Source organism: Clostridium amylolyticum (assembly GCF_900142075.1).
GTDB lineage: Bacteria > Bacillota > Clostridia > Clostridiales > Clostridiaceae > Clostridium_AA > Clostridium_AA amylolyticum.
On sequence record NZ_FQZO01000006.1, the window covers coordinates 1 to 15710 of the forward strand.

21 protein-coding genes are annotated in these 15710 nt (G+C 29.4%); all 21 read right to left on the reverse strand.

Annotation, left to right across the window (positions count from 1 at the left end):
* Nucleotides 1-221, reverse strand: a 221-nt coding sequence (locus tag BUA82_RS13405) for a helix-turn-helix domain-containing protein (protein ID WP_242948903.1), incomplete at its 3' end; no start/stop codon positions are given.
* A 291-nt stretch (nt 222-512) separates the two neighbouring features.
* A complete protein-coding gene (locus BUA82_RS13410) occupies nt 513-1160 on the reverse strand; it encodes a DUF2625 family protein (protein ID WP_073009172.1) in 648 nt (215 codons plus the stop codon).
* 22 nt (nt 1161-1182) lie between these two features.
* Nucleotides 1183-1506, reverse strand: a complete 324-nt coding sequence (locus BUA82_RS20340) for a NucA/NucB deoxyribonuclease domain-containing protein (RefSeq protein WP_083599940.1) — start codon at nt 1504-1506, stop codon at nt 1183-1185.
* 268 nt (nt 1507-1774) lie between these two features.
* Nucleotides 1775-2152 (reverse strand): hypothetical protein, encoded by a 378-nt coding sequence (locus BUA82_RS13420; RefSeq protein WP_073009179.1) that lies wholly within the window; start codon nt 2150-2152, stop codon nt 1775-1777.
* 315 nt (nt 2153-2467) lie between these two features.
* Nucleotides 2468-2686 (reverse strand): hypothetical protein, encoded by a 219-nt coding sequence (locus BUA82_RS13425; protein WP_073009182.1) that lies wholly within the window; start codon nt 2684-2686, stop codon nt 2468-2470.
* An 18-nt stretch (nt 2687-2704) separates the two neighbouring features.
* Complete coding sequence (locus tag BUA82_RS13430; protein WP_073009184.1) at nt 2705-3208, reverse strand: hypothetical protein; 504 nt, start codon at nt 3206-3208, stop codon at nt 2705-2707.
* Nucleotides 3209-3267: 59 nt separating this feature from the next.
* Nucleotides 3268-3435, reverse strand: a complete 168-nt coding sequence (locus tag BUA82_RS20910) for a hypothetical protein (protein WP_207650308.1) — start codon at nt 3433-3435, stop codon at nt 3268-3270.
* Nucleotides 3436-3850: 415 nt separating this feature from the next.
* Nucleotides 3851-4078, reverse strand: coding sequence for an Imm74 family immunity protein (locus BUA82_RS13440; RefSeq protein WP_073009192.1), 228 nt, complete (start codon nt 4076-4078; stop codon nt 3851-3853).
* Nucleotides 4079-4084: 6 nt separating this feature from the next.
* Nucleotides 4085-5329 (reverse strand): hypothetical protein, encoded by a 1245-nt coding sequence (locus BUA82_RS21005; protein ID WP_242948977.1) that lies wholly within the window; start codon nt 5327-5329, stop codon nt 4085-4087.
* A 258-nt stretch (nt 5330-5587) separates the two neighbouring features.
* Nucleotides 5588-5803, reverse strand: a complete 216-nt coding sequence (locus BUA82_RS21245) for an AbaSI family restriction endonuclease (protein ID WP_073009195.1) — start codon at nt 5801-5803, stop codon at nt 5588-5590.
* Between the two features lie 80 nt (nt 5804-5883).
* Nucleotides 5884-8610: an AAA domain-containing protein gene (locus BUA82_RS13455; protein ID WP_073009198.1), complete on the reverse strand. Its 2727-nt coding sequence runs from the start codon at nt 8608-8610 to the stop codon at nt 5884-5886.
* 250 nt (nt 8611-8860) lie between these two features.
* Complete coding sequence (locus BUA82_RS13460) at nt 8861-9817, reverse strand: DUF1848 domain-containing protein (protein ID WP_073009201.1); 957 nt, start codon at nt 9815-9817, stop codon at nt 8861-8863.
* A gap of 70 nt (nt 9818-9887) precedes the next feature.
* Complete coding sequence (locus tag BUA82_RS13465; RefSeq protein WP_143148630.1) at nt 9888-10241, reverse strand: hypothetical protein; 354 nt, start codon at nt 10239-10241, stop codon at nt 9888-9890.
* Nucleotides 10183-10656: a hypothetical protein gene (locus BUA82_RS13470; RefSeq protein ID WP_073009207.1), complete on the reverse strand. Its 474-nt coding sequence runs from the start codon at nt 10654-10656 to the stop codon at nt 10183-10185. Before BUA82_RS13470 ends, BUA82_RS13465 begins: the two co-directional genes overlap by 59 nt.
* Nucleotides 10657-10690: 34 nt before the next feature.
* On the reverse strand, nt 10691-11305 hold the full coding sequence (locus BUA82_RS13475) for a hypothetical protein (protein WP_073009209.1): 615 nt from the start codon (nt 11303-11305) through the stop codon (nt 10691-10693).
* A gap of 110 nt (nt 11306-11415) precedes the next feature.
* The gene (locus BUA82_RS13480; RefSeq protein ID WP_073009212.1) at nt 11416-12141 is read right to left on the reverse strand and encodes a hypothetical protein; all 726 of its coding nucleotides are present in this window, start codon (nt 12139-12141) and stop codon (nt 11416-11418) included.
* Nucleotides 12142-12657: 516 nt separating this feature from the next.
* A complete protein-coding gene (locus BUA82_RS13485; RefSeq protein ID WP_073009215.1) occupies nt 12658-13053 on the reverse strand; it encodes an immunity 22 family protein in 396 nt (131 codons plus the stop codon).
* A gap of 207 nt (nt 13054-13260) precedes the next feature.
* Nucleotides 13261-13641 (reverse strand): immunity 22 family protein, encoded by a 381-nt coding sequence (locus BUA82_RS13490; protein ID WP_073009218.1) that lies wholly within the window; start codon nt 13639-13641, stop codon nt 13261-13263.
* Nucleotides 13642-14090: 449 nt separating this feature from the next.
* Nucleotides 14091-14417, reverse strand: coding sequence for a DUF6572 domain-containing protein (locus BUA82_RS13495; RefSeq protein ID WP_073009221.1), 327 nt, complete (start codon nt 14415-14417; stop codon nt 14091-14093).
* Between the two features lie 509 nt (nt 14418-14926).
* Nucleotides 14927-15154 carry an Imm74 family immunity protein gene (locus tag BUA82_RS13500; protein ID WP_073009192.1) on the reverse strand — a complete coding sequence of 76 codons (228 nt, stop codon included), beginning with the start codon at nt 15152-15154 and terminating at the stop codon, nt 14927-14929.
* Between the two features lie 160 nt (nt 15155-15314).
* Nucleotides 15315-15656: a hypothetical protein gene (locus BUA82_RS13505; RefSeq protein ID WP_073009224.1), complete on the reverse strand. Its 342-nt coding sequence runs from the start codon at nt 15654-15656 to the stop codon at nt 15315-15317.
* Between the last annotated feature and the right edge of the window lie 54 nt (nt 15657-15710).

The following is a 15710-nucleotide window of genomic DNA, read 5'->3' on the forward strand; positions in this document are numbered from 1 at the left end:
TCATAATCTCTTTCCAAATACCAAACTCTTATTTTATCTTTATAAGCATCAATCTTTGTATAAGTTACTTTTCTTGAATACCTCGGTTCCTCCTCCTGCTTAATCAATTTCTTAACTGTATTTCTGGCTATTCCCAGTTCCCTGGCTATTTGTTTTATCGGGACCCCCTTATTATGCATGTTCTTTACTGTATACCAATCTCTCAAATCCTTCACCTTCACTTTATGCCTCCCTTGTATGATGTGTTTTGTTACCATACAAGGTTATAATTTTAAAGTGAGGGGGTCAATTTTCGTTGTAAAAAGGGGGTCAATTTTCATTGTAAATCAACATTAACTACTAAAAAAATAATAAACTAGCCTACTCAACCTTCAGCTAGTTCATTTCATCTTCTTACTGCTTTATTACAATTATGCTATCAATCTATTTTACTATTTTATTCATATTACAATGGTTTATAAAATAACATTTTTATGCAGCTACTTTTTTCATTATTATGCATTCTATCATTATTAACTCAAATTAAACTTCTTACTATATTCTTGATTTATTTTTAGTAATTCTTCAGCTGGCACTATTTTTTTATCTGCTTTTTCTAATTGTATTTCATTAGACCATAAAAATGGATATATCAATATAGCCTCATTGAATTTAACATTTTTACAATCTTCTTTCCATGTACTCCACCTCATGGTACTATAAAATTCATCTATATTTCCTTGTGCAATCCAAGCTATAAACTCTGAGTATTTCATTTCTAATGACTCCCACTCTAACGTATCTGGAGCAAAATACCATACCTCTCCTATTCCTTCAGAGAATTTTCCGGCATTTAAAGCGAAAAGCCCTCCAACAACATCATCCGCAACTATTAACATTTTATCAATCTGCGTTGCAACTCCATTTTCTCCAATTGAATTATATGACAGTATACCTCTGTTAATATTACTGTCGTGTCCAAGTATTCTAATCCAATTATCAATTACTATCCCAGATGTATTTAATATTATTGAACCTAATGCTGATTTTGATGTTATTTGTAAAGCATCAAGTGATTTTATCCCATCCTCTAATTCATCTGAATTTAATACTAATTGTCTATTAGAACTTATGAACATGTTATTTATTTCTTGCCATAAATTATTATCTATATTACTCATTTTTCCTCCTATATTTTAAAATTTAATCATCAGTTATTTTATACTTGATTTTGGTTCCATTCGGATATGGTCTCAACTTATGTCCGAAAGTTGATCCTGCCCCTCTATTATCAGAAGGATTAATAGGTCTAACACTTGCACCATTCCCACCTTCTTTGAACATAGCTGGTGGATATTCGTCTAAATCCTTTCCTGGAACTTTATCTATGCCTTTCAATGATGCCTTACGATTAGCTTTCGAACCTGCTCTATCAATTGTTAAAACTTCTGGTTGCGCCTTAACTATTGCATCCTCAATATGCTTTGCCGATTCTGGGTATTTACTTCTCGAAATTTCAACCTCTATTACATTAGGGTCTCTTACCCCCTTTGGGCAGAGTCTATCTTATTATGTTTTAGTAGTAGAGTTGAGTATTTTCAATGTCTACCACTATTTTATCACTCTAAAAAACAATGAACCAGCATACTTAAATTCAACTGGTTCATTTCATCTTTTCACTGCATTATTTAGATTATGCAGTATTAAATTTTCTTACTTTTATTGATTTAATACTATTCTGCTATTATTAATTTTTATGCAGTTAATCAACTCTTTATTATGCATTTACTTATCCCTATAAATTTATATTACTTAACCTAATTGAATCACAATTTATTTCTACCCATTCATTTAATATATCTTGCTCAATTTCTTCTATATCAATTAATACAATACTATCATAAACTTTTAATGTAGCTAAGTTATCTTCGCTATTATAATCCAACTTCGCTACTATTTTAATTCCCTCATCTTTCTGGATTATTAAATTGCCATTTTCACTTGAAAAGTATGTATTAGCTTTCCATATAAGTTCATCATCTATATCCATTTCTACGGCATAGCTTTCATTTATTTCTGGTTTATCTCCACCCCACTCAGCAATGAATTCATTATTTTCTACTTGAACGACTACCCTACGCTCATCTAATATATCTGCTATTTTAACATTCATTGTTTATCACTCCTAATTTTTATATGGAACTCTAACAACTGTATTGTCAATATTCATAACATTATTTATTGGGTCATAAGTCCATATTTTTTCATTAAGACTACTATATTCTGATTTCGTTATAGTGTCAGACACTCCCTTGGGCATACTCTGTCTTTTCTATCAACCTAGTGTTTTCAATGTTTTACACTACTATGCAAAAAACCTCTAATTCAAGTAAAGACTTAGATTCCATTCTAATTTCCTAAATTCCAGTATTCTGCAGTTAGTTATATTAAAATATTGCAGTTAGTTACATTTGACTAGATTAAGTACTTATTCTTTTGATTTGTTAGTTATATTATTTATTCCCTCAAATAACGCATCTCTTAATATCTCTGTATAATTATTATAATTTTTATTTCTTATCTTAATCAAATCCAATACTTCTTTTAACTTTCCATCAACTATTATTGTTATTCCTTCAACTTTCTCGCCTGTTTTATCATTTTCAAATTCTTCACTTAACATTGTTACAGTATTTTTATCGCTCATTCATAACACCTCTTATCTTTAATGCTTTAAAAATATATTTTCATTAGTATCATCTACCCAATATTTTTCTTTATCCGGGATTAAATTGGTAAAATCCATATATTCTCCCGTCCATCCTTCTGGGACATAATCTTCAAATGATGCAGGTTCAGGGAACATTGAACAAAGCCTTTTACTATCGAAATCCACAAATATAGTTGGGCTAAAATCTAATAAGTCATCAAACTCACCTTTACTCTCAGCTTTGTTTTTTAACATACTATTCAATTCATCTGTAGTAACTAAGTACTCCTTGATATTACACAAAAATGACTCTGCGTTCTTCCTATCTAATACTTTGATTCCTATTCTTTCATTATCATCAATAATGTCTTCGATATTAAATCCTTTATCCAAGTAGGCTTTCTCCAGTTTTTTATAGTCTAAAAACCATAAATCTTTCTCTGTTACATACCATTGCCAAGCCTTATTATATACTACTCCAACTATAATATTCTCAGCATATATCGGTTCTACTTTCATAAACTAACCTCCAGTTATATTTAGGTTAAAAGGGGTATTTTCTCTTTTAACTTAAAAAATCATTTTCTACCATTAGTCGCATATTCCTCTAGCCATTGAATCCATGGAGAAGGTATCTCATAGGATTTTCCTGGTGTAGTAGGGTCAACAATTTTAGGTGCTGTTCCTCCCTGATTCAATGGATTAGACTTGTATCCCTTTTGTGGAATTGCATATTCATTTAGCATATCATCAAACCATTTCGGAACATCAAATTCCACAACTTCAGCATTTGGTCCCCTCTTACTTAGGAAGTAATTTGCATGCTCAGCATTACCTGTACCAATATTAAGATTAGCAGACTTATTTGGAATACTTACATTTCCATTGCTATCAACATTTATACGAGTTCTACTTGCATTTAGCAGAGTCTGTCTTATTATCTTTTAGTGATAGAGTTGAGTATTTTCAAGCCTTGCCACTAATTTATCACTATAAAAATCAATGAACTAGCCTACTTATTTTTCAGCTAGTTCATTTTGTCTTTTTCTCACTGCATTATTACAATTATGCAGTATTAATTTTTATTACTTTTATTAATTTATTTATATTTTTGATTATACTTTATTATGCAGTGAAACTCTCTATTAGTTAAGCATTTAGTTATTCAAAAGTTATTACCAAATGAGAATTTTTAGTTTCATCATAAACTTTCTGTATAATTTCTTGCTTTAATTTTTCATCGATTACTTCATTTTCATATGGTGGTTCCCAATTTTTCATTGTATTTTTAAAAGCAATAAACCCCCCAATTACTTTTTCACCTTCAATTTTAACTGTTTTACCATCAATCTCAACCTTTATATATGACATTGTTCCTGTTATCTTCATACCTAATCACCTTTCAAATATAATTTTTTCTATTCCTGTTTCCGGGTCTATAATTGTTATTTTCCTTACACTAGGGTTTTGTTTTAACCTTGGTAATTCAACATTTTCCCATATGTTACCTTCTCTTAATTCTTTTCCTACAACTGCTCGAATCTCTCCCGATACTTGCTTCGCATACTCTGCTGAAGCATCTTCCCATGCTTTAATTGAATCCGGATTGTTAAAATCCCATTCTGGCATCTTAATATTCTTATCAGAAATTGTAGATTCTAACGTTACTCCACCTTTTGTTTTTGCAATTTCTGCTGCCCTATCTGCGCCACCAATTCCATTGGTTCTACCCGACCAGAAAAACGCTGTATCTGGTTCTGTTTTTAACAACTTAGATATTTCTTCAATATCTATAGCTTTACTAATCCCCTTAGTAGCAACCTCAACTGTCTCATCCACACCCTTTGCTATATCGCTTATTTCATCTGAGCTCTTTAAACTTCCCTTGATTAAGGTACTTGCTTCATCTGTATTCTTTAAAGCTCCTTTCATCAAGGCAGATGCTTCATCCGTATTTTTAAAAGCCGCCTTAGCTAATGAACTCGCTTCGTCTGTATACTTTAGGCCACCGATAATAGGAAATACTGCTAGAAGATCCATGCCAGCTTTTCCAGCGTGTTCCCAGGACCATTTCCAATGAGTAAAATCATAAAGTATATCTCTAAGATCCATAGGTAAATCTACACCTAATAGCCCTGTACCTACTTGCATAAGTGTGCCTAGTAAAGTTACATCTTCAGTATAGTTTCCTAAGATAAGCTGATTTCCAGATTTCTTTAAATAATCTATTACTCTAGAATCCATCTCTACATTGTTTGCAGAATTTATACCTTCTATATCGGCTCCTTCAAAAATGTTTAAATTCTTAATATAATTATAATCTGAGTATTGTTCATCATACAATCTATGGCTATCTTCAAAGCGTTTACTATTACTTACTATTTGTTCCTCTGCATTTCTATAGTTTTCTGCAGCTGAGTATAAGAATTTACTAATATTATACATCTTTTGCTGCGCTTCTTCTATTCTCTTTTGAAGGCTAATCATAGATTGTCCTATTCCATTTCTGCTTTTTACCTTAGGGTCAAGGGAATAATATATGCTATTAATCTCATCTACCTTTATCTTCAACTGTATAGAAAGAGATTCAGCATATTTTGCTTTGCTCTCCAGCTCTGAAATATTTACTCTAATAACCATACTTTTTCTCCTATATAATAATTATCAGGGTACAATTTATTGTGTAATTTCTTTTTTACTTTCAAAACAATCACTTAATTACATCACATAACATTTATATTTATTATATACAATTATTACATTATATTCCATAGTCAACCTATACTTTTTTATGCAGTATCTAATTTATAACTTTCTTAAAACTTTACCTACCCCACGTGGCTTTATATATTGACATTGATCCAGCATTCATAAAACTCTTTCATTATTTAATTAATCTTATCTATTCGCACTAATATAAAATTCTTCATCAAATTCAATACTAACATTAATTTGTGGAAAGTATAAATCTATTAATGCATATTTTCCATCTGTACGTTTTACATATTGTTGAGTAACTGGCTGTATATCCAATCTACCAAGTTTATGCCAAATAGCATTGATTATATAATTTTCGTAGTCCTTTCTCTTTGTTCGGGATAAAGTTTTAACCAAATATTCTCTTTTCTTATCCTATGTGATTTATACACCTCAAATTAAATTTTCTTTAGGGAACTGTTATAACTTGATTATCTTCAAAGCTTTAATAGTTCCATTAATTTTCCGCGGAGTTTTCTTTCTTCGCCACTCTCATTAGTTTTAATTCTTATTATTGGGATACTATACTTCTTTAGAATATCATCCTTCATTTTATCTCTCTGTAGCTGTTTAGGATTATTTGCATGATATGCATATCCATCAACCTCAACCACTAAAACAGGCATTTTATCAAGTTTATTGAAAATAACAAAATCTGTATGGGTTAAAATATTCATTGCGTACTTATACTCATCATGATTAAGTTTACTTGGATCTTTTATGAGCATTTTAAGTGGCTGATGCATAATTCGGTGAAGGCTTTGAAACTCTGGTGAACCTAATACTTTTTCAATAACCGTATTCATTAAATTTTCTGATTTATACTCTGAAACATTCTTACTATTTTTCATAGTAGATAATAGTTTTTCTGAATAACTGCTATAGAGTAAGTCAAATACAGAATATATCTGACTTTCTATTATTTCAAAATTGTTATACTGTATGTATCTTACTAAATCACCGATATTAGTTCCCTGCCATCCTTCACTTCCGTCGGAAACTACTACAATCAATCTATCTACAGCACGAGAAACAGCAACATTTATGAGATTTGAGTTATCAACAAAATCATTTGCAGCTACTTCATTTGCAACTGTAGTTAGGATTATTACATCTTTTTCTCTTCCTTGGTATTTGTGAACAGTATCAGCCTCGATATTACGTGTTCCTATTACTTTTTTTAGTTCATCTGTTTGAAGCCTGTAGGGTGAAATAATTCCTACGGATTGTTTATGGCAATTAATTTTTTGTTCTGGAATTATCTCTTCAAATACAACATCAATCTGCCGTTGATTTAATTTTCCCCTTGCATGATTACCTTTAGCAGTTCTATATAGAACTAGTGGCTTATCATTATCCTGTTCATTTGTTAATATTATTAACTCATTATTATAAAACTTTTGATTACAAAACCCAATTATTTTTGGATGGCATCTATAGTGCTCTTTCAATAGGGTTTTCGGGATATCTGTATATAAATTAATTATTGAAGACAGCAAGCTATTGTCTGCATAACTATATGCTCTTTCAAGATTGAAAGATTCAAATACCTGCTTTGCATATTCTGCTGCTTCAAAGGTAATAACATTAGGAAGCTGTTTTATATCTCCTACAATTACAGCATTCTTAGCGCAGGATAAGGCTAATGCTCCTGTAACTAAGTCAACTTGTGAGGCCTCATCAATTATCACATAGTCAAATAAATAGTTTTCACTTGTACAACTACGTAAGGAATGAGTAGTGCTTAAAATAACAGGATATTCCTTTATAAAAGAATCAAAATCTTTCCAAAGTGCATTGTCAGAAAATATAATTCTATTTTCAGAAGTTCCGTATCTTTCGGCTAATTTGGCCTTAAATAGCTTCATAGAATTTCTACTATACTCTTTCATTGCATTATCAAAGTTATAGCTTTCAAGTTTATTCGATAATGCTTCAATCTCACTCTTAACCTCTTTGAGTTTTTTATCATAATACGTTTTTTGTAAGAAAGAGATAACTGCTTCAGGTGTATTATTATAAAAGGATAAGTTGTATATTCCATGCACAAATAGATTATATAATTTGTATACAAATGAAATACTCCCTTTTTCAAGTTTATGTTGATAATTAATCATTAAAGATATAACTCTATCTGAGCCAACCGGGAAAAAAGAGCGCAATTTTATGGACTTGTCTTCTGTCTCAGCATAATATTTATCGAAGTACTCTATCTCCGTTTGCATAATTGATAGTTCATTCTTTAGTGCTGCCAGTCTATTACTATATTCAAGCATTTCATTTAACTTTTGCTGTGATCTATTTAAGTTAGTTTTAATTAATTGGAAGTCCTTATTTGGCAAAGTCCATGTGGTCATATTAGGATAGATGTTTTTCTGTTCATCAAAGAATTTTACTTTATTATCATAATTCCCTAAATATGCGGCTATAAAATCCACATCATACTTTTGCAATTTTTCAAGAACATTAGCTGTAGCAGAGTTATTATTTGATACTACTGCAACTGTTTTGTTGTTCACTATTGCATTAGCAATGATGTTCAATATAGTCTGAGTTTTTCCTGTACCTGGAGGACCTTCTATAACACTGACTTGTTCAGATAGAGCTTTTTCCGTTGCGGCCTTTTGGCTTAAATTGAATCCAAAGGGGAATATGGGGTCTGTATCTACGCTCTCTTTCTGAAGAGGTTTCTTCTCTAAGTAAGTTGCTAATACACTGCGGGGACTAATGGTGGTAAGTTTGCTGTATTGCTTACTCAAAAAACTTATATCATCACTGGTGGGAGTAATATGTTCTGCTAACTCTTTAAAGTACTCTAGACAATCTCTTGACTTTCTATTGCTTAAGGAAGTTTCTTCAACAATAATATTTGAACTCTTATATAATTTTTTATACCCACTCTTAAAGAAAATTCTTATATACTCACCAAAATCAAGTATTTTTATCACGCCAGATAATGGTTGATCAAATTCGTAAACAATAGAAGTTTCATGGTTTATTATTTTTGGGTTTTTGTGCCACTCTATATTATGATAATTGTAAGAATACTCTGTGCCATTATTATGATATCTAACTATCCATTTACCGTTAATATATTGACAGTATTCTATTTGTTCTGTTTTATCCTGGTCTTTTACAAGAATAAGATGTTTCTCTACATTCAATGCTACCCCACCTCTTGCTTTATAGTAATGCTTTTATATACTGCATAAGCAAAGCTTATAAATTCTATTATTACCTAATAATCTTAAAGATAAATTACTCAATTTGATTCTTTCAAAAGGATATCTGGCTCTTTCTTCCCTTCAATAAGTTCTATTGTCTTATCATATAATTCCTGTGATATCAAGTTTGGCATCTGTTTTACCACATTTGTAAGTAACTCATTATTCTTCTATAAATGAAACGCATCTCTTACTTATTAAATAAAGATAATTGTTCATTAGCCTTTATTTTATAACTCTTAACATCTTTTCGTTCTTTTACTTTCTCCTTAATGAAATTACCTGATAAAATTGGTGAATTTGGATCATGCATTTTAAAATTAGAAGCAGCTTTATTCTTATTAGTATTTGCATAACAATATATGCAATTATGTATACAAGTATTGTATACACCTATATCGATACATTTCATGCAGCCACAATCTTTCCTGTTTCCATCTAAGTGATCTTTGTTTTTAATCTCATATCCGATTATTTTTTCAATTAAATCACCATCGATGCACTTAGTATGACTTATACCAATATCCTGTAAGTCTATTTTTTCAGCACAGGTTTCTAATGCTATACCATATTGGTTCGTTATTTCTACTAATTTTAAAGATATATTTTTCATTTCTTTCTCTGTCAGTTCTTTTACACCTATATTTTTCATATTCATAGAGACTTTTCTATAATCATCTAAGAAACTAAATACTATCTTGTTTGTATATTCATGAATTATTAAACACATTTTCTCAAAAGCTTTTAGATGAAAATCCACAGAATATTTATCCGTTACAATTATTGGGTCATACCTAAGTATTACCTTATCTTTTCCTATCTTTTCTGATAATTCTATAAAGGTATTTATAATACTCCTTTTATCAATCACATCAGTCTCCACCTCTTTATCATAGGGAGTTATGGTGTAGTGAAAATAATATTTATAACCTCTATCATCTAATTCTTTCAGTCTAGGGAGTAAAGGTTTGGGGTTTTTAGTCCAAAAAACTATACAATCCACTTTATCAGGGTTAATATCTATATTAGAAATTTGATTGTAATTAAATGGATTGCGCACATAAACATAACCAGCATTTATTCTGTTCATAAACCATTCACTGTAAAATGCAGGAATATCTGTTCTTCTACTAACGCTTAATATCATAATTATTTCTCCAATAGCTAATTTTATATACTTTCATCACATAAGGAAAATACATAGCTAAAATAATTATCTAATTAGTCATTAGATAATTATCAATAATTTTATTTAAATCAGGCCTTTCTATCTCATTGTTAATTAAATATTGTATAAAAAAGTTTTCTATATCTTCACCCTTGATTTTTGCTAATAGTATAAAAATATCATGCAATATACTACCAAACAAACCATAACTACAAAAATGAAAAGCAAGTTCCTTAAATCTTGGATGTTCTAATTCAGATAATGCTGATAATAGATTTAATACTTCGGCATCTGTCATAGCCACTTGGTGATTAACTATTTTATCTAATCTTTCATCAGTAATTTCACCAGCCCAATGTATTCTTGCAAGTGTCATAGCATCTGAAGAATTGTCCGTTTCCATCTGATGGATATAACTCAACATCAACAAGCTCATAATACCCTGTTCTCAATAATCCTAATAAAGGCTTTAAATTCTCAAAAGAATTTTCTAGCGATACAAAGGGAGAATTAAATAACTGCCTCATTTCACGAATATTGTTATCATTAGCCATATCTAACCCATACCCTGCTGAAACAAGCTTTTCACAGGTAGGGCAAAAATACTCATCAGCATGAAACTTAATTAAAGGAGTATTATCATAAGTAAGTGTAAATAATGCTTTGTCCTCGTAATTGCCATACTTGTGGCATAGTAACCCTTTACCATCTTTTATATAAAAGATTATACCATTGCCATCCCATTCTTTTGGTTTTTCATTTACAGTCTTTACAGGTATAATTTCTAATCCTTCTTTTTTAAACAATCGCTTAAACATATAAGAAACTCCTTTAACTTATCTTCCAATAACTCTATAAGTCAGTATATTTCCTTTCTATCTCACTTATAACGTCTGAATAGTGGCGAACTCCACTGATCTTGTCAGTAGATAACGCTTCTGATACTACCGGAAATTCATCTATAAAATTGAGGTATTCCTGCTCTGATATATTAAACTTATTTAGTGTTTTAACTAATTCTTTACTAGCTGTAGTCCACACTTGTAAATACTTAAAGCTGGTTATAAATATTTCATTCAATGATGATTCATCATAATAGGCTATTCCAAATTTAATACATCCATCATTAGCTAATTCAAACCTATAATTATCTAAAATGTCAATAATCCTTTGTTTTTCTGTAAAGTTACTCATAGTTGGTTCTTCATCTTTAAACCCAATAATTCCGTAAGCTGTATTACCTATTAAGATATCTGACAACCCAACAAATAAATTCCAAAGGTTATCTACATCAATATTAATCTCAGCAAAATGCGTAAATTTCTCTCCATCTACTTCTACTAGCTTATAACCTTCTGTTATATTGGCTGACTCTCTTTTCCTATTAATTTCTTCAACATTGTATCCATTTGGATATTCATCAAAATCAGGTATTCTTATACCTATAGGTAATTTGTAAGTATTCATTGCTACCTCTCCTCTAATCAAGAATGAATAACTGCATTTAAAATCTTAACAATTCTTTTATTGGCACAATACATCTATTACTTGACTCTACATTTCCCATTGCTCTTAATCTAAGTACGATTCCTTTTATCATAATAATATGCTTTGACCCAGGAATAGTTTTTTTTATTATCTTTACACCATTCCAAGAAAGAAATATTTCTATTTTCACTTTTGTACTTAAACCAACTTTTATATAAGTCATTGTAATACTTTATATCTTCTAATATAGACCTTTTATTCTCAATTCTACTTTCATATTTCTCTATTAAATGATTTACCTTATTAAATAAAACATTTACTTCCTTCTCATTTATTAAAATATATTCAGGTAAATGGTGACTTCCAAACCATAATCCATCCATATATAATTCCAATAATAAATTAACAGTCTTAATATCACTAGGGTCTATTTCATTTGCATGTATAAGTATATCTTCTGAACTATAATACTCAATGTTTTCAATGTTCTTATAATTACAGCAACTATATAACTGTAATTGATATATCCATCTTAAATATGGCATTTCTTCATGCTCGACAGCCTCAACTATAACAGGTAATATTATCCCTTCTACTATCGGCTGTTGAAAGTCTTTTATACTTCCTTTTTCAAATCTTTCAATGCAAAGATAATCAACAAACCTTTGTTTATCTTCTTTAGTCTTTGTCTCCGAATATTCAACCAACTTTTTCAACTTAACATTTGCAATCTTTTTTAATCCCTTGTTTCTAGTCTCAGCATAATCATTCCAAAGACTTGATATATCAGAATCTGGATAATCTATTAAATTCATTTTATCTCTCCTACTTCATAGCACTATACAAGGTATTCTATCTGCTTAGGTTTACCCATACTTTAAATAATTGATTTTATTTTCTCTTCATCTCCACTTTGAAAAAGTTCTTTATGTTCATCCTTTAAAAAACTTATATGTGGCTAAATAGAACCACCATTAATTAAAAAATCTATTGTAATAATTCTATCATGGTCGTATATTTTCCTTCAAAAATTATTTCTTTCCCATTAGGTTTACTTACCCCCTGTGGGCATAGTCTGTTTCATTATATTTTACCGTTACAAGCTAGTATTTCCAATACTTATCACAGAAAAGAACTAGAAACTAGCCCATTTTATTTTTCAGCTAGTTTCTCTCTCTTAAACTTACTGCATTGTTAATATTATCTAGTAACTTTTTTCTATTAACTCTGTATTAATTATTGTTATTAAAAATTTTAAACATTTTAAAATGCTATTCACTTATTTTTGTAGTAAGTTTACTAAAAATTTTGCAGTAAAAATATTTTATTTACTATTTACCATATTCAACTGAACTTATAAATTTAAATTCATAGTCTTTATTATTTATACTTTTCACATTTCCATCATATTGAAAATTATAAAGCAAAATCCCTGAATTGCATTTTACTATTGAAACGCCATCAGTTATTTTCTCATATCTTGGTATTACTATATCCTCATATGAACACCCTGAAATAAGTTCAGTTATTGAAGTAACATTTTGTTCAAGACATACTCTCTCAATACAATCATCATCAAAATCGTCTATATCAATATTAAAATCTTTTAAAAATTGAGAGGGTAACCAATCTCCAGCATCTGTATAAACAAGTTCAACATATTCTAAAAGTTCATCATCAGTTTTTATGTTGCCAATCCATAAAGATACATATCCTTCTCTTTCCATTATTTCCTACACTCCTTTACTTTAAGCTAAGACTTTCTGGTAATGAAAAGATTTTAATCACCTATCAATTTCTATTAAATCAGCCTTTATTCAACACTTTTAAAATTTAATGACACACTTGTTTACAGTCTTTAAAACCTCTGTTTTCTGATGTGTTATCGTCGCTTTTTAATATAGTTCTTTTGAATGATGTGTTTACAGCATATATTAACTACTGTAGCCCACACATCCAATAAACTCCAGCTCATTATCTCCATCTTTATAATTATCTCCATTATACTGATATTCAAAGTCATATAACAATACTATTGAATTATACATTCCTCCATTATATTTTTCATTTAATCTAGGTATTATCTCATAATCATTAGAAAAGCCCTCTAATAAAACCTGCAAATCACTTGACTTTTCCTCCATATAATCTATTTCTGAAAAGTCTATATCATAATAATCTATCTTAAATTGCTTTTTAAATTTTGATGGTATTGAGTCCCCATCATCGGTATATTTAATCTCCATAAATTTTCTGAAAGTTTCTTCATCATTAAAAATTCCTAGCCATAATGATACTTCACCTTCTTTTTGCATACTCATCTCTTCTTTAATTTATTTCAATTGTAATTCCTTAGGTAAAGATTCTACGCCTCCATCTAGTCTATAATTTGCCCAATTATTCAACCTTCTTATAAACGTATCATAGTCTGCTGAACTATCAATTATCTTTAACAATTCATTATGAGCAGTTGTTGGACCTCTACCCTATGTATTCCTTTAGGATTCACGAATTTAACATCTGTTGTTAAGCTTCTTAAATTTTAGTGGTTGAGCCTACTATTTTCAACATATACTACCATATTATCACTATAAAAAGTAATGAACTAGCCTACTTATTTTTCAGCTAGTTCATTTACACTTTTCTCACTGCATTATTTAGATTATGCAGTTAATATAATCACTACTTCCATTGATTTTTCTTACTTCACATAAATAGTTTTCTTGCAGCAAGTTATAACTTGATTTTGAATTGAGATTTTAACCTACTCTCCTATAACCTCACAACTTAAATTAAACCCTGCTTCAACTATACTTTTATATGCAACATTTAAAAACTCTTCTGCCTTTTCAGTAAAATCATATTTTGTATATATTATTATTTCTATATTTTTATCTTTTGCCTTAGGATAACTTTCATATATTTCTCCACTTTCGATAAAATTCAAGTATGAATTTATCTTGTCTTGAAGCATTATTAGATGCTCATATTCATTACTCCAATCTAAATGGTCTGAAATTCCAATCATTACATTCCCATTTTCTTTATTTATTCCTATGCTATCAATTTTATCTTTATCAATTATTGACATAATTTCACCTCTATTTCTGGATGTGTTATCTTTTTATTTTTAGTTAATGGTGCTGTTGATGATGCTTTATATTCTTCAATTAATATTTCACCAGTTTCTTTATCCATTCCAATAGCATCTAACCTTGTTCTAGTTCCACTTTTACTTTTTATAGTAATTTGTTCAACAACGTCACCAGCACTTTCTTTTATTTTTCTAATGCTTTTATCTCAAAATTCCTTCCATTAACTCTATTCTGTTTTAATATGTCAGCTTTAGTCTCCCCCTTAGGGCAGAGTCTGTCTTTTAATTTTTAGTAGTAAAATTGAGTATTTTCAAGCCTTGCCACCATTTTATCACTATAAAAATCAATGAACTAGCCTACTTATTTTTCAGCTAGTTCATTTTGTCTTTTTCTCACTGCATTATTACAATTATGCAGTATTAATTTTTATTACTTTTATTAATTTATTTATATTTTTGATTATACTTTATTATGCAGTGAAACTCTCTATTAGTTAAGCATTTAGTTATTCAAAAGTTATTACCAAATGAGAATTTTTAGTTTCATCATAAACTTTCTGTATAATTTCTTGCTTTAATTTTTCATCGATTACTTCATTTTCATATGGTGGTTCCCAATTTTTCATTGTATTTTTAAAAGCAATAAACCCCCCAATTACTTTTTCACCTTCAATTTTAACTGTTTTACCATCAATCTCAACCTTTATATATGACATTGTTCCTGTTATCTTCATACCTAATCACCTTTCAAATGAAACATTAACCTTTTTAACTTCTTTCACTGCATTATTACAATTATGCAGTATTAAATTTTTCTATTTCTATTGATTTAACTACATTCTACTTTATTTATTTTTTATGCAGTTACTTAACTCTTTATTATGAATTCACTTACTACTCTTCTCCATACATTAGGTCATCTAATTCTTGATTTTGTTGTGAAATTTCTCTAAATCTGTTTATTCTACTTAATAAGTAATTTACTGTTAATTCTTCTGTTTTATGATTTTCTTCTTTTATTATTGCTAATTTTGCTTCTTGATTTATTAGTTCTTTTAATACTGCTTCAACTACTTCTTTACAGTCATCATTTTTAAATAACTCGCATTTAAGAACTGGCTTTTCATTTTCTATAGCACTCTTTATTTCCGCTATAGATTTACCAGTGAATTTTCTAACAATTACTATATATTTAGAACTATTATCATCTTTTTTAATTATAATTGAGATACTCATATATTGTTATTCCTTCCACTTTAAAAATCATCTGGATATAATGGATTTATTGGA